The following is a 21,172-nucleotide window of genomic DNA, read 5'->3' as shown; positions in this document are numbered from 1 at the left end:
ATTTTTTAGGGATTTCTATAGAGAAGATCCGCTTGTACTGTGAAATATATTAATATTCTAAAAGTGTGATCATTCATAAATGAGTGAAGGCATAAGAGGGGGAGCATTTATGGCCCAGGAAATGGATCTATCTGCTGGAGTTTCCGGCAAAGATATAGAAGCCGGTTATGGCGCTGATGATATTCAGGTGCTGGAAGGACTTGTTGCAGTACGGAAAAGACCAGGGATGTATATTGGTAGCACAAGTAATTCAGGCTTGCACCATTTAGTATGGGAGATTGTCGACAATGCTGTCGATGAACATTTAGCTAAGTATTGTAACAAAATTGAAATATCGCTACATAAGGATGGTTCAGTTACCGTTTATGATAATGGACGCGGTATTCCGACAGGGATGCACAAGACAGGAGTACCTACTCCGCAGGTCGTATATACGATTCTCCATGCTGGCGGTAAATTCGGCGGTGGCGGATATAAAAAATCGGGTGGCTTGCACGGCGTAGGCGCATCGGTTACTAATGCTTTGTCTGAATGGCTTGAAGTTGAGATTTATCGTGAAGGTAAAATTCACCGGATGCGCTTTGAATACTGGGTAGATAAGAAGGGAAAAGAGCATGTTGGTGAACCGGTAACAGGGCTTGAGGTGCTTGGGAATACGAATCGTACCGGAACGAAAGTGACATTTAAACCGGACAGCAGGGTATTCAAAAACGGGATTGCACTAAGCTACGATACGTTGTCGGAGCGTCTTCAGGAGATTGCTTTCCTGAATTCAGGTTTGCGGATCGTACTGAAGGATGATCGCTCTGGCAAAATGGATGAATTCTATTACGAAGGTGGAGCAAAGCAGTTTGTTGAATATTTGAACGAAGGCAAAGACGTCTTAAACGAAGTCATCCATTTTAATGCGGAAAAGGATGATATCGAAGTCGAAATTGCGATTCAATATAATGCTGGATATACCGAAACCATTGCTTCGTTCGTAAACTCCATTCCAACCAGAGGCGGGGGTACGCACGAAACGGGATTTAAGACGGCGTACACACGGGTGATGAACGATTATGCCCGTCGAACAAGTATGATTAAAGAAAAAGATAAAAATTTGGAAGGTAATGACTTAAGAGAAGGTATGATGGCAGTTATCAGCGTCAAGATGTCTGAAGTTGAATTTGTAGGACAGACCAAAGACCAGCTCGGAAGCGCATCAGCACGAAGTACAGTAGATCAGGTCGTGACCGAGAACTTACATCGGTTTTTAGAAGAAAATCCACAAGTTGCACAGACACTGATTAGAAAAGCAGTGCAGGCTTCAAAAGCGCGCGAGGCTGCTCGTAAGGCAAGAGACGATATGCGTACCGGTAAAAAACGCAGCGAAAGTTCAAATCTAGGAGGCAAGCTGACTCCAGCCCAATCTAAAGATTTTACAAAAAACGAACTGTTTATCGTTGAGGGAGACTCTGCTGGTGGTTCCGCCAAACAGGGTAGAGATTCGAAGATCCAGGCGATATTGCCACTTAAAGGGAAGCCGATGAATCCCGAGAAGGCGAAACTTGCTGACATTATGAAAAATGAAGAATATCGTGCCATTACAGCAGCAATTGGTGCAGGAATTGGAACTGAATTTGCCGTAGAAGACAGCAATTATTCCAAAATTATCATTATGACGGATGCAGATACGGATGGAGCGCATATTCAGGTCCTCTTACTTACATTTTTCTATCGTTACATGAAACCGCTCATTGATGCAGGCAGAGTCTATATTGCTCAGCCGCCGCTTTATAAAATTTCTCGTAAATCCGGTAAGCAGCAGACCTCAAGATACGCATGGACTGACGAACAACTACAAGATTATTTAAAAGAATTTGGAAAAGGTTTCGAACTGCAAAGATACAAGGGGCTGGGTGAAATGAATCCGGATCAATTGTGGGAAACGACAATGAATCCAGAGTCCAGAACTTTATTGCAAGTGCAGATCGAAGATGCAGCAAAAGCAGAAAAAAGAGTATCCACCCTGATGGGTGACAAAGTAGATCCACGTAAACGCTGGATTGTAGAAAATGTTGATTTTACAGAGTACGAAGAATAGAAGGTGCTTTGAATGAGTTTACCAGAACAATTTTTGCCGGCATTTTTAGAAGAAGTCGTTGGTGATCGCTTTGGCCGGTATTCTAAATATATAATTCAAGATAGAGCCATCCCCGATGTACGAGATGGGCTAAAACCTGTGCAAAGACGTATTTTGTATGCGATGTATGATTCCCATAATACGCCTGATAAACCGTATCGGAAATCAGCAAAAACAGTAGGGGACGTAATGGGGAATTATCATCCCCATGGTGATTCCTCCATCTATGATGGGATGGTACGTATGGCACAGCCATGGAAAATGGGCCATGTGCTCGTTGACGGTCACGGTAACTGGGGTTCACAAGATGACGATCCGGCTGCGGCGATGCGTTATACAGAAGCCAGATTATCACCCATTGCTATGGAAATCTTGCGTGATATTGAGAAACGTACCGTTCTTTTTAAAGACAATTTCGATAATACGGCGAAAGAACCTGTGGTGCTTCCTTCCCGCTATCCAAACTTGTTGGTTAATGGGGCGAGCGGGATCTCATCAGGTTTTGCAACCGAGATTCCTACTCACAATTTAAGAGAAGTCATTGATGCTTGTATTGCGGTGATGGAGAAACCTTCGATCGAACTTGATGAGATCATGACCTTCATTAAAGGTCCAGATTTTCCGACAGGCGGCATTATTATGGGCGGCGAAGGAATCCTTGATGCGTATCGTACGGGAAAAGGTCGTATCTATATCCGTTCCAAGACAGATATCGAGAATCTTCGCGGCGGTAAACAGCAAATTGTGATTACGGAAATCCCGTATCAAGTCGTGAAATCACGCCTTGTTACCGCGATGGAGACGATTCGTTTAGAGAAAAAAGTCGAGGGAATTGCAGAAGTTCGCGATGAGAGCGGCCGAGAAGGTTTGCGAATTGTTGTTGAACTTAAAAAAGATGCAGATGCACAAGGTATTTTAGCTTACCTGTTCAAAAAGACAGATCTACAGGTGACTTATAATTTCAATATGGTGGCGATTGTTAATAAAGCGCCGCATCAACTTGGTTTGAAACCAATATTGGAAGCTTACATTAAGCATCAACGCGAAGTGGTAACCTATCGTACCAAATACGATTTGGAAAAAGCAGAAGACAGAGCACATGTCCTTGAAGGATTGGTAAAGGCTCTGAATATCCTTGATGAAGTGATTGCCGCAATCAAAGCCTCCAAGAATCGCCAAGATGCACAAAACAATCTGGAATGGATGTTTGGATTCTCTGAAAGACAAGCGGATTCCATTCTAACCTTGCAATTATACCGATTAACGAATCTTGAAATTACAACACTTCAAAAAGAGCTGGATGAAATCCAGAAAAAAGTGAAAGAGTTACGTAGTATTTTAGAGAGCGACCGTAAATTGATTGGTATCATACGTAAGGAACTGAAAGAAATACGCGATAAATACGGGATAGATCGTCGTTCAGCAATTCAAGAACAGGTAGAAGAGTTGAAAGTAAATCTTGAAGTATTGGTGAATTCAGAAGATGTGCTGGTGACCTTGTCAAATGACGGATATATCAAACGGACGAGTATGCTGTCATTTACTAGATCAGGAGCAGAGCGCACAAGTTCAGGTGTCAAAGATGGTGATCTGATCACCTCAATTCTTGACGTTAATACACTTGATAACTTGCTTGTTTTCACACAGCGGGGACAATACTTCTTGCTTCCCGTCCATCAGATTCCTGAATTTAAGTGGAAGGAACCTGGGACTGCCATTGTCAATGTAATTCCTCTATCCAAAGAAGATAAAGTAATTGGTGTCATTCCTGTTCGTAATTTTGAACAAGAAGGATCAAGTCTCGTATTTATAACCAAACGCGGTCAAGTAAAACGTACCGAACTTAAGGAATATGCGACAAAACGTTCATCCGCGGTAGCAGCTTGTAAAGTAGCAGCAGGGGATGAGATCATTCAAGTACAATTAAGTACAGGTAATAGACATATTCTTCTCGTGACGAAAAATGGAATGAGCATACGCTTCTTAGAAAGTGAAGTCAATTCTATGGGCCGTGTATCTGGCGGAGTTAAAGGCATTCAGTTAAAAGACGATGATGAAGTAGTAGCAGCACTATGGGTCGACGAAGATGAGGGTGAAGTCTTCACCATCACGGAACTTGGATATGGTAAGCGTTCATTGTTACTTGATTATCCTCTGCAAACCCGTGGAGGTAAGGGAGTCATTACCTTTGAATTCAAAGAAGGAAAAAGAGTAAGATCCAATGGAACCCGAATCGTTGCCGCTTATCATGTGAAAGAGCCTAAATCATTACTAGCTTGGACTGAACAAGGAAAAACACTTCCGTTCTCGACGGAGTCAGCACCGATATCTGACAAGAAAAGTGTCGGTAAATCGATTGCAGCCGCTGATAAGACAGATTTGATTGTGAAAATTCTACAATTATCTGAGTAGGTTTAAAATAGATGTCATAACAAGTCCTCCACATGCCAAAATACGGCATGGAGGACTTTTTTTGATGCTTTTTTGGGAAGATTAAGAACCTTCGTCGATAAGGGTCGAGTGCCAAAAATGGGGAAGGATTCTTATCTAAAACAGCGAAATGTTCATCTAGCAAAGATAATTCAGCTGGTGAATAGTAGACCATGTAAATCAAAGTTCATTGTGTACATTTTGTACCTAATCCATGGAAAGGGGAGGAAATGAATGCATTCTTCCGAATTTGTAAAATTGTGGTCCATACTAACGAAGGATTACAAATCACATATGGAACAGGAACTGGCTCCTGTATTGACCGAAGCCCAACTTACTGTACTGGAACTTTTGCTGGAACACCCAAGAATGAAACCTTCTGAATTTACGCCTTATTTAGCTACTACACCTGCAGCGGTTACGATGCTGCTTGATCGAATGGAGAAACATGAGTTAATAGAACGAAGAAGAGATGATCGCGATCGAAGGGTCGTGTGGATAACATTAAGTGAAAAAGGGAGGCTCGAAGCGGTACGCGGGACGACGATCAGAGAAGAATTCATAGATCAGACATTAAGTAAGATTTCATCGCATAATCAGCAGTTGCTGGTGTACCTCTTGTCAAAAATCACAACCCAAACGGCAACAACTAAACAATCTTCTTAAACAATCTTCTTAAATAAACGGACTTAAACCAGGAATATATTATATTTCTGGTTTTATTTATGTACATATTTAATTAAGAAAGTAATTACATATGAAAATAGTTGACTATTTTCATTAACGGGTTATAATATTACTTTGTAACCCTTATATTTCGTATACGAAATATTATATATAATAACTAATTAGGGTGAATATAATGATGGCTTATGATGAGATGTACCGTATTTTCAATTCTTTCCGCCAAGTATCACAGACGTTTCACCGTAACTTTTGGGTTGATGAGGGTAATGGGGAGATCGAAGTAACCAGGATTCAACTCCTCGTATTGTCCATTCTGGTTGAACATCCGAATATTGGTCTTTCCGAACTCGCTGAACTTTGTCATATGGGAAACAGCACGATGAGTGGAGTCATTGATCGTCTGGTTAAAGCAGGGATGGTTGTGAGGGAAAGATGTTTACAGGATAGAAGGTCACTCGAGCTTCATGTAACGGAGAAAGGCAAAGAAACCCAAGAAAAAATGTATCAATTGTTTATGAAGCGGGTAGCTCCGATGATGGATTTACCCAAGGAAGATATTGAAAATCTTTTACGCATTCATTCACTTATGATTCAAAAGATGGAGAAAGAGAGATGATTTATTTTTATGAGTAGTATTGCTGCGAACCAGCCTTCTAGTGCTGGAGAAGTAAAGAAAGGTCCCATTTTATTTGCAATGCTGCTAGGTGCGTTTGTTGCATTTTTGAACCAAACATTGCTTAACGTTGCATTGCCTAGTATTATGGGAAGCCTGAATATTACAGAAACGACTGTACAATGGTTGTCTACCGGGTTTATGCTTGTTAATGGTGTATTAATGCCGGTGACTGCCTATCTGATGGCTAAATTCACCACCAGACAAATCTTTATTACGGGTATGAGTCTATTTACGATCGGTACCCTGTTATGTGGCATAAGCCCTAATTTTGCTGTTCTGATGACAGGACGTGTTATTCAAGCAGCGGGCGCAGGTATTATGATGCCTTTGCTTAACGTTGTGGTTCTCAACATTTTCCCAATAGAACAACGGGGAAGAGCAATGGGGACCATCGGGATTGCCATGATCTTAGCTCCGGCTATTGGTCCTACACTTTCGGGTTATATTGTTGAAAATTACGATTGGAGAACTTTATTCTGGATTATTCTTCCGATTGCGATCATCTCCATACTTATTGGTATGCGTTTCGTGAAAAATGTAACTGCTACTAGTAATCCTAAGCTTGATATGGTTTCTGTTGTTTTATCTACATTGGGATTTGGTGGTTTACTATATGGATTCAGTGATGCTGGTTCAAAAGGCTGGGGAGACCCGGTTGTCATCTCCTGTCTTGTTGTTGGTGCAATTGCATTGCTCATCTTTATCTTAAGACAGTTCAAACTAGAAACTCCGTTACTCGAGTTCCGTGTATTTAAGAACAGCATGTATTCCTTGAATACGGTAATTCTCGTTGTAGTGAATATGGCGATGTTTTCAGGTATGATTTTGCTTCCTATTTATCTACAGAACACACGCGGTATCAGTGCATTTGATTCCGGTCTCCTCATGTTACCGGGTGCGATTGTAATGGGGATTATGTCTCCGATTACTGGTGGATTATTTGATAAGTTTGGTGCCAAGTGGTTGAGTATTATTGGTTTGGTAATCACCGCAGTGACAACCTATGAATTCAGTAAATTAACGATGGACACTTCCTATAATCATTTGATCCTGATGTATACATTCCGTATGTTTGGTATGTCACTGCTTATGATGCCAATTCAGACGGCAGCGCTTAATGATATTCCGCAAAAGTTAAACGCGCATGGTACGGTTATGTTAAATACGATGCGTACGGTATTTGGTGCGATTGGTACAGCCGTTTTCGTAACCATTTATAGCAGCTCGCTCAAACAATATGTTTTTGATCAAGCTGGTGTAAATATGAATGACCCAGCAGCCGTTGGAAAATTGGCACAAGAATCTCCGCAAGTACTGGCGCAAGCTAGTATTCATGGTATTAATTTTGCCTTTATCATTGCTGCCGTTCTTACTGTAGTGGCTCTTGTTCTTGCTTTCTTCATTAAAAAGTCTGTTCCTAAGGATAGTAAAGGGTTTCCTGTGGGTAAGCCGGAAGTTAGCACAAGTCAATCAAATTAAAAGCTAAACAAAAAACCGTTCTGCTAATGCAGAGCGGTTTTTTGTTGATTACTTTTAAACAAAGGGCTGACGTGCGGCACTTTGATATATACTTTCTTGCCATTCACTCCAAGGATATTCTCTTGGTGGAATCGAGATAAGCTGAACATATTCTTTCGTTACCGGATGAGGGAAACCGACAGAACAAGACCATAAGGAGAGTTGCTGCCCGGGCTTATTTACAGAGGAACCATACTTCTGATCCCCATATAAAGGACAGCCCATTTCTTTACACTGTACTCTAATTTGATGGGATCTCCCTGTATGGAGAACGACTTGAATTAAGCTGTAATGATCATTTTGGCCTAATACATAGTAGTCAAGCACAGCATCTTTACCGCCTGGTGTTCCTTTAGGAACAGCCTTAACGATATTTGTCTTCTCATCCTTGAGTAAAGTATGTTCGAGTCTACCCTGGCGGGCAGGGGGATGACCATGAACAACAGCTACATAGGTCTTATCAAATTTTCTGGTCCGAACTGCATCCGAAAGTCGGGAAGCCGCTTTAGAGGTTTTTGCAAAAATCATAGCACCTCCAACGGGTCTGTCCAATCGGTGAACAAGACCAAGATAAACATTACCGGGTTTGTTAAACCTGATTTTTATATCTTCTTTTAGCAGATTCAGCATGTCCATATCACCCGATACATCTGCCTGTGTAGGGACATTAACGATCTTCTCGACACCTAATAGGTGATTGTCCTCGTAAAGAATGGTGATAGGAGGTAAATTATGACCATGTACCATCATTTATGATTCCCAGCGTCCCAGTATACCGCACGGCAGAGTCATACCGGATTTCGTAATCGGTAGACCGATCTCACCTGCTGATATTTTACCGCCATACTTATCCGTCATTGTCATGTTCAGCATGTTGGATAGAACCGTAGGAGAGATTCCTGTTGTATAGGAGTTAATCAGCATAAACAATGGGTTATCCGACAAAATTTCGGTGCAAGATTCAAGGAATGGATAGAGATTTTGTTCCAGCTTCCAAGTTTCCCCGTTTGGACCGCGTCCATAGGATGGAGGATCCATAATAATCGCATCATAACGGTTTCCGCGGCGCTTTTCACGTTGTACAAACTTAAATACGTCATCTGTTATGAATCGAACCGGGCGATCTGCGAGGCCGGAGAGCTGAACGTTTTCTTTAGCCCATTGCACCATACCTTTTGCAGCGTCTACGTGAACGACACTTGCACCTGCATAGGCAGAAGCAACAGTAGCTCCACCTGTATAAGCAAACAGGTTCAGCACGGAAATAGGTCTTCCTGCATTTTGAATCTTGTCCATCATCCAGCGCCAGTTGGCTGCTTGTTCTGGAAACAAACCTGTATGTTTAAAACTCGTAGGTTTAATATAAAATTTAAGCTGATCGTAAGAAATCGTCCAGCGGTCCGGGATCGGTTTTTTCATATCCCAGTTTCCTCCGCCAGAAGAACTGCGATGATAATGACCATGCACATCGCGCCATGCACCGGTCTCTTTTTTTAGGGGCCAAATAATTTGCGGATCGGGTCTTCTAAGGATGATATCTCCCCAGCGTTCCAATTTCTCTCCGCCGCCAGTATCAATAACTTCATAGTCTTTCCAATCTTGAGCTGCGTACATGTAATTAATCCATCCTTCGTTTTTAACATTTAGATACTATTGTACAACAATTCTATGTTTTCATGCCAGTATTCCACGGAATACTGCGGAAAAAACAAAACGAATTCCCTGAAGAAATGGTCTGATTCGCTTTTTTTGGGTAAACTTATGATATAGGAAGAAGGAGGAGAACCATGGGAAACAGCAAAGTTTGGATTTTATGGACGCTCATTAGTCTTGGTTTGTTTTCGATTTTACTATATATCTATTCCTTTAACGTATATCATTCAGGGCTTGATTTCGGGTTTCTGATCTTTGGCGTACTTCCCCTCAGCATGGGATTATATGAACAATCTCGTATGAAGAAAACGAAAAATAGGAGGATGGAAAAGCAACTCTTAATGCTCGCTATGGAGCAGGATCAGCTGCTTACGATCTCCGAAATTGTATTGTATACAGAGATGGATCAGAAAACGGCAGAGCAGGTTCTAGAAGAATTGCGTAAAAAAGGACTCGTAAAAATAAAAGTTGCTGATAACGGAGTATGGGTATATGAATTTGAACCGTTGTTAACGAAAGAACAGAAACTTTCCGCTGAAAGAGTATAGTGGCGGAGCCAAAGAGGGAAACCCTTTCGACTTACATAGAAAAGTAAGGAAACCAAATATGAAAATACGTCTTCAGTTTTGAAGGCGTATTTTTTTGCATCTACAAAGGCGATAAAGAAAACAGAATTAATACATTGACAATGATAATCATTATCAAATATGATGAGGCAATAACATGATAAAGCGAGGGATATTGCTATGGCTAACATCTTGATTGTATATGCAAGTTTAACGGGAAACACAGAGGAAATTGCAGAATTAATTGCGGAAGGAATAAAAAAACAAGGCCATACAGCAGTTCTGAAGACGGCTGAAGAGTGCAGGGCTGATGAAATGCTGAATTATGACGGGTCACTGATTGGACTATACACGTGGGGAGACGGGGATTTACCAGATGAATTCTTAGATTTCTATGAGGAACTTGATGAAGTGGATCTTACAGGATACCCCGTTTCTCTCTTTGGAAGCGGGGATACTTCATATGATTTATTCTGCGGAGCAGTTGATACCGCAGAGGCGAAGGTTAAGGAACGAGGCGCAGTGATCATGGAGTCGTCATTGAAGATCGAATATAGTCCTTTAGATGAAGAAAAAAACGATTGCCGCGCGTTCGGAACGCGTTTTGCGAATCGTTTAGCTAGTATGATGAAGGAGGAAGTACAGAATGGAACATGCTCCTGATAGCAGGGTGAACAGGATTTTGAATGACTATCAATTAGAAGAGATGTTATGGTCTGAGAAGTCATGGAACCGGATCAGAAAGGATGAAATGATACCTGAGAAGTATGTTTGGAGACATCGTGTACAGTATGCGGTCAGTCACGCTGTGAATCAGTATTATACGCTTCTTCCCGAGGTTCGTAGAGAAGTGTCTATTCCGTATTTACTTGAAAAACGCTGGCCAAGGCAAATCTCTGATTTTGATTCTGCTGACCATTATTGGCATGTGAAATCCCAGGTTACGGATGAACTTACCCGAGTGCTATCCCAAAGAGCAGAGTTTTTATATCCGACTCTGCTCTTTGAAGAGCTGAGTATTTTTGTTCCGGAGCTGCAAATGGACTTATCTGTTATATTTCAAGCCACATGGCAGCTTGATACGAATGCTGCTACACAATTAACCATACACAAGTACATGGTCTCTTATCACCCTGAGGTTATTAAGGCTTATCAACATCTTGCTACGGTTTTCTGTGTTCATGCTTTTGGGGAACTTCCGTACTCTATTGAAGTAGATTGTCTGATGGAAGGGAAGAAAGAGACCTATGTGCCTAACGATGAAGATTATTTTCTTGCACTAGATTATATAAAGCTTGCATCCCCGCTCTGTAGTTCTGAGGGGAGGACGAAGGAATCTATTTCTTTGGTTCTATAACCATTTACTTCAAATCATTGGTCGTCTTCGTCATCTGTTTTCTTCTTTTCTATTCCTAAGAAGTCATGAATCAACTGCTGATAATCTTCATGGTTGTCGTAACTGTTAAACATCCGGAAATTGACGGTTTGAGCATTACCGAAGAAGAAGCGCTCAAACTGACTTTGCCGTCCCCCGAATGAGCCAGCTCCAAGTTCCCATGCCAGTCTGAATAGAGCGATACGATCTTTAGATGTGGACTCCAGACCGTGTAAATACTCATAGACATAGCTTCCAACCTCTGAAGAAAGATCTTCTTCGTAAGGAATCATAATAATACCACTAGAGCCTAGCCGCTGAATCATATCCACCATTTCTAAATAGAAGGACGGAAACAGAATACTGGAAGCAAGAAGAGGACTTGATGCTGGAACATAATAACCATACTTGTTTTGTTTTGCGCCTTCTTCTGCTGCAATTCTAAGAGCTTTAAACGTTTCAAGCATGGTCATAATCTTCGCTGTTTGACCAATGATGTTAGCATCAAAACTTACATTCTGTTCTTGTGCCAGTGATTCTACAAGTCCGAGGAAGAATTCTGTTTTTGCTATATACCGAGATACAATTTGATGCCCGATATGAGTATGGAAATTTCCATCACTGAATAAACGATAACCGACATTTTCATCGCCATAATAGAACATTCGGTCATGTGGTACAAGTACACGGTCGAAGATAACAAGCGTATCCATCTCTTCATATCTTGCACTGAGCGGGTGATTGTAGAAAGACTCGGAAGTATTGCTTTCTCGGCAAATAAAGGTTATACCTTTCAGATCATTGGGGATGGCAAAAGCAAAGGCATATGGATTTTTATCATCAAGAGGATACAGTGTTGGCGTAGGAAATACGAGCATTTCGTCACAAGTGACTCCTTGTGTTGCCATCATGAAGGCACCGCTGATGATAAAACCTTCTTCATTTACTTCTATAACTTTAGCTGTAATCGAATTCTCTAGCGAATCCACTTGTCCTGACACTTTACTGGCGAATGGCTGAATAAAAGCGTGAGACAAAGTGATATCATGTTCTCTGCAGTAAGTATAATAATTACGAAGGTTCGTTGCGTAAGCAGGGTTATGCTCTTCTAAAATATCAGCTGCCGTATATAAAGACATGAGAGCTGTATTCATATAGTCTGGAGAGCGGCCCAAAAAACCATGATGCTTCGCAGACCAGAGGTCCATCATGCGTTTTCTCTTTTTGATATCATCTGGATGAACAGGGGGGAGAAAAGAAAGCCCGACAGGTTCTCCCGTGAGTGGAGATGGATAAGTCATTTCATCTTGAAACTCAGAATCACACTGTAAGTCGTATAATGCAGCCTGTGTTTTGATGAGTCCGCTGAACAAAGGGTGCTTTGAGTAAGGTCCCGTGATTCTTTTTCCTTGATACCATAGGTTTAAATTTTGTTGATCTATTCGCTCGATATACTGAGTGCCATTTTTTATTGGCATAGTTTTCACCTCTTACGGTTCGACTAGGAAGATAGACGGACATCTACCTGCTGTTAGGATACTGTACGAAGAAGAGGTTTTAAAAGTACCTTGTCCAGAGCGGAACAGGTAAGATTGGGCGATATGTTGATACTGTTATATGCAAGATAGATGGCATTCGAAAAGAAAGATAGGAATAAATAAAAAAAACCGTCTCGTTACATCCAAAACTTGGACAACTTGAGACAGTTCTCTATGTAAGCGGTTGTAGAATAAGTGTTTCTTACTGTACAGATTATAGATCTTCTTTATCTGCAATCATGATCTTAGGTAGAGATACGGTAAAAGTGGTACCCTGCTCAAGAATGCTGTCTACTGTAATTGCTCCGCCATGATTATGAATAATATTTTGTGTAATCATAAAACCAAGGCCCGTTCCTGTATCTTTCGTTGTATAAAAAGGTTTTCCTAGGGCCTCAATCTGATCCTTGGTCATGCCGTATCCTTGATCCTGAACATGGATTTGGACTTCGTTATCATTGACTTGGAGATAAACATGGATCGTTCCTCCATGATTCATCGCTTCCAGTGCATTTTTAAGTAAGTTAATGAATACTTGCTTCAGTTGATTCTCCACACCCATAATTAAAATGAAGGGTCTATCAGGGTATTGTGTAACAATCTGGATGTTTTTAAGAGAAGCTTGTCCATTCATTAATGTAATTACTTGATCTATTAAAGAAATTACATTTAGGGGTGTACTGGTATGATTTCTTTGAGGCTTGGATAAGACGAGCAGCTCATTCACGATGAATTCAATACGTTTCAACTCCGATTCAATAATCGAAATATATTGATCCGACTTGTCCTTAGAGGAGCGGAGCAGTTTCATAAATCCATTGATTGCCGTAAGTGGATTACGGATTTCATGGGCAATTCCCGCAGCTAATTGGCCGGCAGTAGATAGCTTTTCAGATTGCATCGTGCGTTCTTTCTCTGCTTCTTGCTTTGTGATATCTTTGAAGATTCCGATGATGGCATCTTGACCTTTGAAGGTAATCTGTAATGAAAATCCTTCAACATATTTCTTGTGTCCATTCAAGCATCGGATTAGATAGCGAACAGATCCTAATTCCTTGTTATTATAATAATTTTCCCTACGTTCCAATAGAGTACTCTGACTTGAGGTATCTACAAACTGATCTGTACTCTTCCCGAGTATTTCATCCATACTTTCAGCACAGATCAATTGCAATCCAGCGGGATTCACATACTTAATAATTCCGTGTTTCGTAATCAGCACAGTGAGAGAAAGCTCTTCTAACATCTGTTGAAGAAAGTTCTCATTATCATGTAAAGCGGTCTTCGCTACCTGCAGCTGCTCTTCGATATATTTAATCTTCGTGTTATTCTCAAATTGAGCCAAATAGTGTATAGGAACTTGATTGTTATCCAAAACCATGGAAACATGGATGCGAAGAGAAACTTTTTGGCCTGAAGGATGATCGTATTCTTGTTCGAACTGTGTATGACTGGGGGTACGATGATCAGATTGAAGGGACTGTCCCGCTTGAATGATATGAATAATAATGTCGTCTTCCATGAAATGAAGAGGGGGAGATGAAATGATATCGGGCCGAGTGTATCCCAAGAGATCATAAAGTGCCGGATTTGCATTTAGAATGGTTCCATCTAAGGAAATGAGAGCCATACCTATCGCTGCTTGTGTAAAAGCAAAGTCATAACTTAGTGTTTGTGGTAGCACTGAATGTCTCCTCTCTTGTGACAGGATATATATGATTTTAATTATAGTCTTTGAAAAGAAAACGGCAACATTTATCTTGTGTAAATAGTGAAATAAGCTAAAAGTCTCTATTAAAACTAGTAATACTACATGTAATTGACCTGTTGTTATATGTAATGTAAAATATAGTAAAAATATGATATTAAATAGTGAGGAGGGAAATAATGCACGAACATTATCCTTATAACGAATCTCTCGACTTAGACACACTCGTGAAGTTGATTCAGATCAACTATACATTAGAGAATTGGGAGGAAGTGCTTTCGTTCTCAGACGAATTGATGACTTTGGCAAAAGAAATTCACAAGGAACTCGTTGAAACGGAGTCCACTTCTCACGAATTTAAACAACATATCATTTATTATTTTGGTTATAGTTCGTTGATGAAAAGTTTGTCCTATCAGAAATTAGGTGAACTTAACAAATCAAGAGAGTACATATCATTTTATGCGAATCTTGATTGGCTTAATGATTCTACGGAAACAGGAACGTTTATTATAGAAGATTTCAAATTTTTTGCTTCAGCAAATACATTACAAATTGATGTACTAGATGGTAAACAAGAAAGAATACCTGAGTATGTTGAGTTTTTAGTTAAAACTCCCGAACAAGCACTACAAGGATTAATAAATATCCTTCGTTCCGCGAATCAATACAATTACGATGTGGAATCAGAAATTAATCAGTTAAAACAACACATAAAAGACTATACTCACTACAAAGAGAAGGTTAAGGCAGCGCATTACTTGGCTTATCAGTATCAGTTAGCTTTGTATAGACACAAAAGACAAGAACACTCCGTTGCAATTGATCTAACTCTGCACATTCTTTTTGCAGCGGATCAGTTAGGCAATGATAAATATTTTAAAAAAGCAATATCATTATTTGAAGTAATTAGAAAATTTGGTAGTGTTTCACAGCTAAAGCTATGTTATGATATATTAAACGATATCATTATGAGAGGAGACTTATCCGATGAAAAAAGCCATTCTTTCCGTAGCACTCCTACTGGGACTAGCAGTAGTAACTTTTAGTTACACTCCAATCCAGTTGGATCTAGCAGATCATGGATCTGAGTACACTGGTAGATAATAACTGATTATAACTAACATACATAAATACATTTACTTGAATCCATTTTATAATTCTCTAAATGAGTTTTGAAATTGATTTCTACACAAGAACTTTAACGATTCCCACCAGCTTCACTAGCTGATGGGAATCGTTTTTTTATTCTTAGTTCGTTAGAAAGTTCGCTACATTAAGAATCGCGTGATGTAAAATAAAAAAGCGGTCTTAGCGTCATTGACATGACACTAAGACCGCTTTTTCTACTGTATACCGAGATCATACTACCTTGTAATGATTAAGTACGAATCGTAGCCGTAATTTCTTCATCAAGTTCAAGGGTAACATCTTCACGATAAGCACGAATGTTATATTCTTGGTGAACATATCGCAAGATCGCTTCAATCATATTTGCTTCAACGATGAACTGGCTGCGACCTTGAGCCCATACCTCTGCACTGTAACCAGTATCTTCATCCCAACTAAGTTCAACTTGAACATCTGTTGGCTTAATTTGTTTACGTTCTGCAGTGTGGATGCATATTGCATTCACGATCTCATCCATTGTAATAACCATATTTCTTAATACCGTCCGTTTCCGCCGTTGTTATTACCTGATCTTTCATTCTCGAGGCGACGTTTCTTAATAGATCTATAGATACCTACTCCAAGCATAACAATGACATAGATTGCTAAGAGGTTAATTGCAAGTCCTAGAATGTCGCCAAGGAATCCCATGTTACCGAAAAGACCTCCGAACAGCATTCCTGCAAGACCACCAATCATCAGACCTTTCATCAAAGATCCACCGCTGAAAAATCCTGGCTTTTTGGCTGCTGTGTTTGCTGAGTTATTTGCAGCATTACTTTTTGTAGTAGAGTTCGTACTGTTATTAGAACGGCTAGGATTACTTTGATAAGACTTGGTACCTGACTTAAATCCACCACCGCGGCGTGCATCGGCATGATCCGGAATTGCTAGAGTAGAGAAAATCAGTGTAAAAGCCATCATTACCATTAATAGACGTTTCGAGCTGAACCATTTTTTCATATGAGTGAAAAACCCTCCTGGAATGTGATTTTTGTGACATAAGTTATTTACGTTTGAGAAAAACATTGGTTTCATTTTTTTCGATCATTAATGTGTACGGGTTGCTTCGCGTTCTTGATAATGAGCATTCATGAGGCCATTTACCCAATGGCACCATTCAATACCGGTTTTTGCCGTCATGGTTCCTTTCGTATTTACAATGTATTCCCCAAAGTAGGGGCTGCCTGGCTGTACTGCTTCTTCTGGTAAATTGGCAAGCAATGCTTCATAGTATGCAAGCCGAGATTCAAACCAATCTCTGCGTTCATCTACCCATCGCTTCATCACAATAGGGTTCGTGACTTGAAAGCAGATCATACGAAGATTGAGTTCATCCCTTAAAGCAGGGGTGGACACGGGAGTGTACATCCAGTCCAATAATTTCTGAATACCTTTGTCTGTGACACGGTACATTTTTTTATCCGGTTTGTCTGTTTGTTCAACCCAGCGAGCCGATAACAGTCCATCATCTTCCATTCGAGAGAGAATGGGATAAATTTGGCTATGCTTTGCTTGCCAGTGTGGCTGAATTCTTAGCATAAGATCATAACCGGAAGATTCGTCACGTGTGAGTAACCCGAGCAAACCATAGGACAGTATGTTCAAGTGGACATGTCTCCTTTACTAAGTTATAGCTACATCAAACATGGAATTAAGCGTTTTCTATAACTATAATATGAATAAAAGTGTACACTAATACTGTATGGTTTGACAACCGTTCTTCGTTTTCCACAGGAAGATTGTATAAGGTGCGTCACGAAAATGTAATAAAAAAACAAGACCGTACATTACGAAGTGCAATGTACAGGGTCTTGTTTTTTTATAAATTAAGATTTTTCTATTAATTTAAGATTTCACTGCAAGATTTTTATTTCCGTCGACTAAGAGATCCAGCGCGCCTGTTTTTGGATCGATAATCATACCGTGAACCGGTACATCTGCAGGAAGGAGAGGGTGGTTGCGAATCAGTTCTACCGTTTCCATCAATCCTTCTTGTACGTTATCAAATCCGCGGAGCCAGTTTTTCAGATTGATTCCAGAATGTTCAATCGTATCAAGAACCTTATCGGAGATTCCTCTTTCCGTCATATGATGGAGCATATCATCACTATTAAGTGCTGCCATACCACATTCATGATGCCCAACAACAATGACTTCTTTTGCGCCAAGCTCGTACAAGCCAACAAGAATACTGCGCATTGCACTGCCGAATGGATGAGAGATAATAGCACCAGCTGTTTTAATGATTTTTACATCGCCATTACGGAAATTCATGGCTTTAGGAAGAAGTTCAACGAGTCGTGTATCCATACAAGTAACGATCATCATTTTCTTTTGAGGAAACTTATCTGATATGTAAGCCTCATAGTCCCGGTTTTCTACAAACTGCTTGTTATGTTCCAGAATATCCTTGATGTTGTCCATGTTACATCCTCCTTGGTATTTACTAGCTATTGATAGGGTTTAACTAATTAGTCCTGAGTTTCTTGTATACGAGTATCCTTCGGAAACAGGTACATCCCATAATGTTGTCCGTTGCTGGATAGTCTCAAAGAACGATCACCAGGATCTGTGGATAAAATAAGTTCTTCCTCAAAAAAAACAGCCTTTGAGCCGTCAAGAATAAAGGTGAGCTCCGGGACATTGCTCTCAATTGTAATATCCAAAACTTCCGTGTTTGAAACAATATGAAATGCAGGAACGCCGCTTACTACACAACCGCAGCCTTCCGTGTCGTAAAACAAACGAATGACACCGGGCTTATCGCCAAGCTTTTTTTTAAGAAGCTCTTCTGCAGCCTTGTTTACTTTGATTTTCATAGTCACTCGTTCCCTCCTATATAACAAGATAAGTAATCTGGTCTGTAAAGTTGATTATACGACTTACAAAAAGTATGATCAATAGGAAGAGATTATATTGTAAACGAGGTGCATTGACATGAATCACGATATTCAAGCTAAATTCGAAGTTTTTTTGAATATGAATCGGAAAATAAAAAGTTATTACGAAGCTATCGGATTGCTTGATTGGGATCTCGCTACGGGGGCTCCACGTAAGGGCGTAGATACACGTTCTGAGACCATTGGTATGCTGGCAACGGAAGCATTCAAAATTTCGATCTCGGATGAAATGAAAGAACTCATCACTTATTTAACGAACGAAGATGTATTTAAGCAGCTTCAAGAGCAAGATCAGCGTCTGATTGAGGATGTAAAGCTGGAAATGAATCGTATGCAGTCCGTCCCGCCGGATAAATTCCACGCTTTTAGTGTGCTTGCGCCTAAGTCACAAGTGCAGTGGGAGAGTGCGAAAGAAAGCGGAGATTTCTCTGCTTTTGAACCTTACTTATCCCAAATCGTAGAAATGAAGAGAGAATTCATAGATTATTACGGCGTGAAAGATACGCGCTACGATACGCTGCTTGATATGTTTGAACCGGATCTCACGGTAGCAAAACTGGATGAAGTATTCAGTAGATTAAAAGCGCGTCTTGTTCCCCTGCAAGAAAAAATCAAAAATTCCGTACATAAACCGGATACTTCTTTTCTAGATCAATCTTTCGATATCAAGAAACAAGAAGAATTTAGCCGCTATATTCTTGGGGAAATGGGCTATGATTTTGAAGCCGGAAGACTCGACGAAAGCGTACATCCATTCGCTACAGGGCTTAATCCAGGGGATGTACGTATTACCACGCATTATTATGAAAAAGATGTGGCAAGCGCCGTATTCAGCTCACTTCATGAAGGCGGTCATGCGCTATATGAACAAAATATCGATCCGAAACTTGCAGGGACCCTCCTTGCAGAAGGAACTTCCATGGGAATTCATGAATCTCAATCGAGACTGTGGGAAAATATGATTGGCCGTAGTCTTCCTTTTTGGGAGCGTTACTACCCGGTATTACAGTCTTACTTCCCAGAGCAACTGAAAGATGTGTCTGTCAAATCTTTTTACCGCGCAATTAATAAAGTAGAGAGTTCACTCATACGTATTGAAGCAGACGAACTAACTTACAACTTGCATATCATCATCCGCTATGAAATAGAGAAAATGTTATTTAACGAGAATTTACCTGTTTCAGACCTTCCTGCCGTATGGAATGATAAATATAAACAATACCTCGGTGTGACACCTCCTCACGATGGATTGGGTGTTTTGCAAGATGTACACTGGTCGAGTGGAGATTTTGGTTATTTTGCGTCGTATTCACTGGGGAATATGTATGCTGCACAGATCGTTAACACGATGCGAAAAGAAATGCCAGAATTTGATCGTTATCTTCGAGAAGGAAATCTTTCACCGATTAAAGAATGGCTTACTGAAAAAGTATATCAATACGGTAAATCCCGTAAACCTTCTGAACTCATTCTTGCTATTACGGGAGAAGAGCTGAATCCAGATTACCTTGCAGATTATTTAGAGAATAAATATAAAGAGATCTATTCTTTATAGAGCTTAGATAGAGAGAGATATACTTGAAATATCGTTCTGATGAAAGCAACGAAATGTATTGAAATGAATTCACTTCGCTTTTAAAAAATAGAAAACAAAGCTGACGGTCATTATGACCTGTCAGCTTTTTTTACATAACGATGTAAAATATATGGAAACGGGCGCGATGATCTCCCGAATTCATTAACCATTTGTAAGTTCATTGCATACGTATACTCATAAATTGCATTGCTTACTTAGGGGAGGGTTCTAAGATGAAAGGAAAAGGATGGTGGAAGCTGCTTGTGCTGCCGGTTCTCCTGTTGAGTGTTGTTATGAGCGGGTGTACGGGCGGAAAAAGCAGCGGGGATGTAAAGGTAAGAGTAGGAGAGGTTACTCGTTCCGTATTTTACGCACCGGAATATGTAGCTGTCGCTAAAGGTTTTTTTAAGGAAGAAGGACTTGATGTAGAGATTCAAACGACCGCTGGTGGAGACAAGACAATGGCTGCTCTTTTGGCAGGATCCATTGATATAGCCTTGGTTGGGGCGGAAACGTCGATCTATGTATATCAGCAGGGAGCAGAAGACCCTGTCATTAATTTTGCCCAAGTAACGCAAACCGATGGAACCTTCTTATTCGCAAGAGACCAGCAAGGTGACTTTGACTGGTCGCAGCTTAAAAATAGTGAATTTCTCGGCCAGAGAAAAGGTGGCATGCCGCAGATGGCGGGAGAGTTTGCACTAGGTAAAAAAGGGATCAATCCTCACCAGGATTTGACGCTGATCCAAAATATCGATTTTGCAAACATTGCAGCTGCCTTTGCTTCGGGAACTGGAGATTATGTGCAGCTTTTTGAACCGCAGGCATCCATCTTTGAAAAGGAAGGTAGAGGGAAAGTAGTGGCTTCTTTCGGGGTGGAGAGCGGACATTTGCCTTATACGGTATTTATGACAAAGCAAAGCTATATAAAGGCGAACCAAGAGACGGTAACCAAATTCACTAGAGGTCTTCATAAAGCACAGACTTGGGTGAATGAGCACTCATCCGAAGAAATTGCGGAAGTGATCATGCCTTATTTTAAAGATGCAGATCCATCGATAGTTACCAGCAGTATAGAGCGATATAAAGCTCAAGAAACTTATGCCACTGACCCAATCATTGATGAGGAAGAATGGAATAACTTGCTTGCAGTTATGAAAAATGCAGGAGAGCTGAAAGAGGAAGTTCCCGCTTCTGCCATTGTGAATAACGATTTTGCAAATGACGTTATCTCTTCCAAGTGAAGC

General features: G+C 40.5%; 20 protein-coding genes. 11 read left to right on the top strand and 9 right to left on the bottom strand.

All coding sequences use genetic code 11. The annotated features are described in order from the left end of the window. Window positions 1-109 precede the first annotated feature (109 nt). The 5 genes from parE (at window position 110) to KJS58_RS00200 (ending at window position 7,397) form a co-directional block, all read left to right on the top strand. Window positions 110-2,086, top strand: coding sequence for a DNA topoisomerase IV subunit B (parE, locus tag KJS58_RS00220; RefSeq protein ID WP_213529473.1), 1,977 nt, complete (start codon window positions 110-112; stop codon window positions 2,084-2,086). Window positions 2,087-2,098: 12 nt separating this feature from the next. Next, the gene (gyrA, locus tag KJS58_RS00215; protein ID WP_213529472.1) at window positions 2,099-4,537 is read left to right on the top strand and encodes a DNA gyrase subunit A; all 2,439 of its coding nucleotides are present in this window, start codon (window positions 2,099-2,101) and stop codon (window positions 4,535-4,537) included. Window positions 4,538-4,789: 252 nt separating this feature from the next. After that, a complete protein-coding gene (locus tag KJS58_RS00210) occupies window positions 4,790-5,221 on the top strand; it encodes a MarR family winged helix-turn-helix transcriptional regulator (RefSeq protein WP_213529471.1) in 432 nt (143 codons plus the stop codon). A gap of 199 nt (window positions 5,222-5,420) precedes the next feature. Further along, window positions 5,421-5,858, top strand: a complete 438-nt coding sequence (locus tag KJS58_RS00205; protein ID WP_249716818.1) for a MarR family winged helix-turn-helix transcriptional regulator — start codon at window positions 5,421-5,423, stop codon at window positions 5,856-5,858. Window positions 5,859-5,867: 9 nt separating this feature from the next. Then, a complete protein-coding gene (locus KJS58_RS00200) occupies window positions 5,868-7,397 on the top strand; it encodes a DHA2 family efflux MFS transporter permease subunit (protein ID WP_213529467.1) in 1,530 nt (509 codons plus the stop codon). Between the two features lie 54 nt (window positions 7,398-7,451). Here KJS58_RS00200 and KJS58_RS00195 read toward each other — a convergent pair whose 3' ends face one another. After that, window positions 7,452-8,186, bottom strand: coding sequence for an RluA family pseudouridine synthase (locus KJS58_RS00195; protein ID WP_213529464.1), 735 nt, complete (start codon window positions 8,184-8,186; stop codon window positions 7,452-7,454). Further along, window positions 8,187-9,050 carry a class I SAM-dependent methyltransferase gene (locus KJS58_RS00190; RefSeq protein ID WP_213529462.1) on the bottom strand — a complete coding sequence of 288 codons (864 nt, stop codon included), beginning with the start codon at window positions 9,048-9,050 and terminating at the stop codon, window positions 8,187-8,189. A 173-nt stretch (window positions 9,051-9,223) separates the two neighbouring features. On the opposite strand from KJS58_RS00190, the gene KJS58_RS00185 reads away from it, so the two are divergent. The 3 genes from KJS58_RS00185 (at window position 9,224) to KJS58_RS00175 (ending at window position 11,012) form a co-directional block, all read left to right on the top strand. Further along, on the top strand, window positions 9,224-9,637 hold the full coding sequence (locus KJS58_RS00185) for an Rrf2 family transcriptional regulator (protein WP_213529460.1): 414 nt from the start codon (window positions 9,224-9,226) through the stop codon (window positions 9,635-9,637). A 198-nt stretch (window positions 9,638-9,835) separates the two neighbouring features. Then, on the top strand, window positions 9,836-10,318 hold the full coding sequence (locus tag KJS58_RS00180; RefSeq protein ID WP_213529458.1) for a flavodoxin: 483 nt from the start codon (window positions 9,836-9,838) through the stop codon (window positions 10,316-10,318). Further along, the gene (locus tag KJS58_RS00175; protein ID WP_213529456.1) at window positions 10,302-11,012 is read left to right on the top strand and encodes a hypothetical protein; all 711 of its coding nucleotides are present in this window, start codon (window positions 10,302-10,304) and stop codon (window positions 11,010-11,012) included. The genes KJS58_RS00180 and KJS58_RS00175 overlap by 17 nt, the downstream gene beginning before the upstream one ends. A gap of 14 nt (window positions 11,013-11,026) precedes the next feature. Here KJS58_RS00175 and KJS58_RS00170 read toward each other — a convergent pair whose 3' ends face one another. Continuing rightward, complete coding sequence (locus tag KJS58_RS00170) at window positions 11,027-12,508, bottom strand: 4-hydroxyphenylacetate 3-hydroxylase family protein (protein ID WP_213529454.1); 1,482 nt, start codon at window positions 12,506-12,508, stop codon at window positions 11,027-11,029. A 274-nt stretch (window positions 12,509-12,782) separates the two neighbouring features. Further along, window positions 12,783-14,252 (bottom strand): ATP-binding protein, encoded by a 1,470-nt coding sequence (locus tag KJS58_RS00165; protein ID WP_213529452.1) that lies wholly within the window; start codon window positions 14,250-14,252, stop codon window positions 12,783-12,785. 203 nt (window positions 14,253-14,455) lie between these two features. Between KJS58_RS00165 and KJS58_RS00160 the strand changes: the two genes are divergently transcribed. Continuing rightward, entirely contained in the window at window positions 14,456-15,325 is an 870-nt protein-coding gene (locus tag KJS58_RS00160) for a hypothetical protein (protein ID WP_213529450.1), read from the top strand. A gap of 332 nt (window positions 15,326-15,657) precedes the next feature. On the opposite strand, the gene KJS58_RS00155 is transcribed toward KJS58_RS00160, so the two are convergent. The 5 genes from KJS58_RS00155 to KJS58_RS00135 form a co-directional block, all read right to left on the bottom strand. Then, window positions 15,658-15,936, bottom strand: a complete 279-nt coding sequence (locus KJS58_RS00155; protein ID WP_213529448.1) for a YxcD family protein — start codon at window positions 15,934-15,936, stop codon at window positions 15,658-15,660. Between the two features lie 5 nt (window positions 15,937-15,941). Next, window positions 15,942-16,409 (bottom strand): hypothetical protein, encoded by a 468-nt coding sequence (locus KJS58_RS00150; RefSeq protein ID WP_213529446.1) that lies wholly within the window; start codon window positions 16,407-16,409, stop codon window positions 15,942-15,944. 87 nt (window positions 16,410-16,496) lie between these two features. Further along, on the bottom strand, window positions 16,497-17,054 hold the full coding sequence (locus KJS58_RS00145) for a PadR family transcriptional regulator (RefSeq protein ID WP_213529444.1): 558 nt from the start codon (window positions 17,052-17,054) through the stop codon (window positions 16,497-16,499). A gap of 240 nt (window positions 17,055-17,294) precedes the next feature. Beyond that, the gene (locus tag KJS58_RS00140; protein WP_213529442.1) at window positions 17,295-17,873 is read right to left on the bottom strand and encodes a beta-class carbonic anhydrase; all 579 of its coding nucleotides are present in this window, start codon (window positions 17,871-17,873) and stop codon (window positions 17,295-17,297) included. 47 nt (window positions 17,874-17,920) lie between these two features. Beyond that, window positions 17,921-18,268: an iron-sulfur cluster biosynthesis family protein gene (locus KJS58_RS00135; RefSeq protein ID WP_213529440.1), complete on the bottom strand. Its 348-nt coding sequence runs from the start codon at window positions 18,266-18,268 to the stop codon at window positions 17,921-17,923. Window positions 18,269-18,386: 118 nt separating this feature from the next. Here KJS58_RS00135 and KJS58_RS00130 point away from each other — a divergent pair, with 118 nt between their 5' ends. Together KJS58_RS00130 and KJS58_RS00125 are read left to right on the top strand one after the other, a co-directional pair. Then, window positions 18,387-19,904 carry a carboxypeptidase M32 gene (locus KJS58_RS00130; protein ID WP_213529438.1) on the top strand — a complete coding sequence of 506 codons (1,518 nt, stop codon included), beginning with the start codon at window positions 18,387-18,389 and terminating at the stop codon, window positions 19,902-19,904. Between the two features lie 254 nt (window positions 19,905-20,158). Next, window positions 20,159-21,169 carry an ABC transporter substrate-binding protein gene (locus KJS58_RS00125; protein WP_213529436.1) on the top strand — a complete coding sequence of 337 codons (1,011 nt, stop codon included), beginning with the start codon at window positions 20,159-20,161 and terminating at the stop codon, window positions 21,167-21,169. Window positions 21,170-21,172 lie beyond the last annotated feature (3 nt).

Origin of the sequence: Paenibacillus sp. J45TS6, assembly GCF_018403285.1 — a bacterium.
Lineage (GTDB): Bacteria > Bacillota > Bacilli > Paenibacillales > Paenibacillaceae > Paenibacillus.
This window is presented reverse-complemented; position numbering and strand designations above follow the sequence as displayed.

What these genes read in the sequence shown, in the direction of transcription:
- parE (WP_213529473.1), top strand. Translation starts at nt 110, where the DNA reads ATGGCCCAGGAAATGGATCTATCTGCTGGAGTTTCCGGCAAAGATATA.
- gyrA (WP_213529472.1), top strand. Translation starts at nt 2,099, where the DNA reads ATGAGTTTACCAGAACAATTTTTGCCGGCATTTTTAGAAGAAGTCGTT.
- KJS58_RS00210 (WP_213529471.1), top strand. Translation starts at nt 4,790, where the DNA reads ATGCATTCTTCCGAATTTGTAAAATTGTGGTCCATACTAACGAAGGAT.
- KJS58_RS00205 (WP_249716818.1), top strand. Translation starts at nt 5,421, where the DNA reads ATGGCTTATGATGAGATGTACCGTATTTTCAATTCTTTCCGCCAAGTA.
- KJS58_RS00200 (WP_213529467.1), top strand. Translation starts at nt 5,868, where the DNA reads ATGAGTAGTATTGCTGCGAACCAGCCTTCTAGTGCTGGAGAAGTAAAG.
- KJS58_RS00195 (WP_213529464.1), bottom strand. Translation starts at nt 8,186, where the DNA reads ATGATGGTACATGGTCATAATTTACCTCCTATCACCATTCTTTACGAG.
- KJS58_RS00190 (WP_213529462.1), bottom strand. Translation starts at nt 9,050, where the DNA reads ATGTACGCAGCTCAAGATTGGAAAGACTATGAAGTTATTGATACTGGC.
- KJS58_RS00185 (WP_213529460.1), top strand. Translation starts at nt 9,224, where the DNA reads ATGGGAAACAGCAAAGTTTGGATTTTATGGACGCTCATTAGTCTTGGT.
- KJS58_RS00180 (WP_213529458.1), top strand. Translation starts at nt 9,836, where the DNA reads ATGGCTAACATCTTGATTGTATATGCAAGTTTAACGGGAAACACAGAG.
- KJS58_RS00175 (WP_213529456.1), top strand. Translation starts at nt 10,302, where the DNA reads ATGGAACATGCTCCTGATAGCAGGGTGAACAGGATTTTGAATGACTAT.
- KJS58_RS00170 (WP_213529454.1), bottom strand. Translation starts at nt 12,508, where the DNA reads ATGCCAATAAAAAATGGCACTCAGTATATCGAGCGAATAGATCAACAA.
- KJS58_RS00160 (WP_213529450.1), top strand. Translation starts at nt 14,456, where the DNA reads ATGCACGAACATTATCCTTATAACGAATCTCTCGACTTAGACACACTC.
- KJS58_RS00155 (WP_213529448.1), bottom strand. Translation starts at nt 15,936, where the DNA reads ATGGTTATTACAATGGATGAGATCGTGAATGCAATATGCATCCACACT.
- KJS58_RS00150 (WP_213529446.1), bottom strand. Translation starts at nt 16,409, where the DNA reads ATGAAAAAATGGTTCAGCTCGAAACGTCTATTAATGGTAATGATGGCT.
- KJS58_RS00140 (WP_213529442.1), bottom strand. Translation starts at nt 17,873, where the DNA reads ATGGACAACATCAAGGATATTCTGGAACATAACAAGCAGTTTGTAGAA.
- KJS58_RS00135 (WP_213529440.1), bottom strand. Translation starts at nt 18,268, where the DNA reads ATGAAAATCAAAGTAAACAAGGCTGCAGAAGAGCTTCTTAAAAAAAAG.
- KJS58_RS00130 (WP_213529438.1), top strand. Translation starts at nt 18,387, where the DNA reads ATGAATCACGATATTCAAGCTAAATTCGAAGTTTTTTTGAATATGAAT.
- KJS58_RS00125 (WP_213529436.1), top strand. Translation starts at nt 20,159, where the DNA reads ATGAAAGGAAAAGGATGGTGGAAGCTGCTTGTGCTGCCGGTTCTCCTG.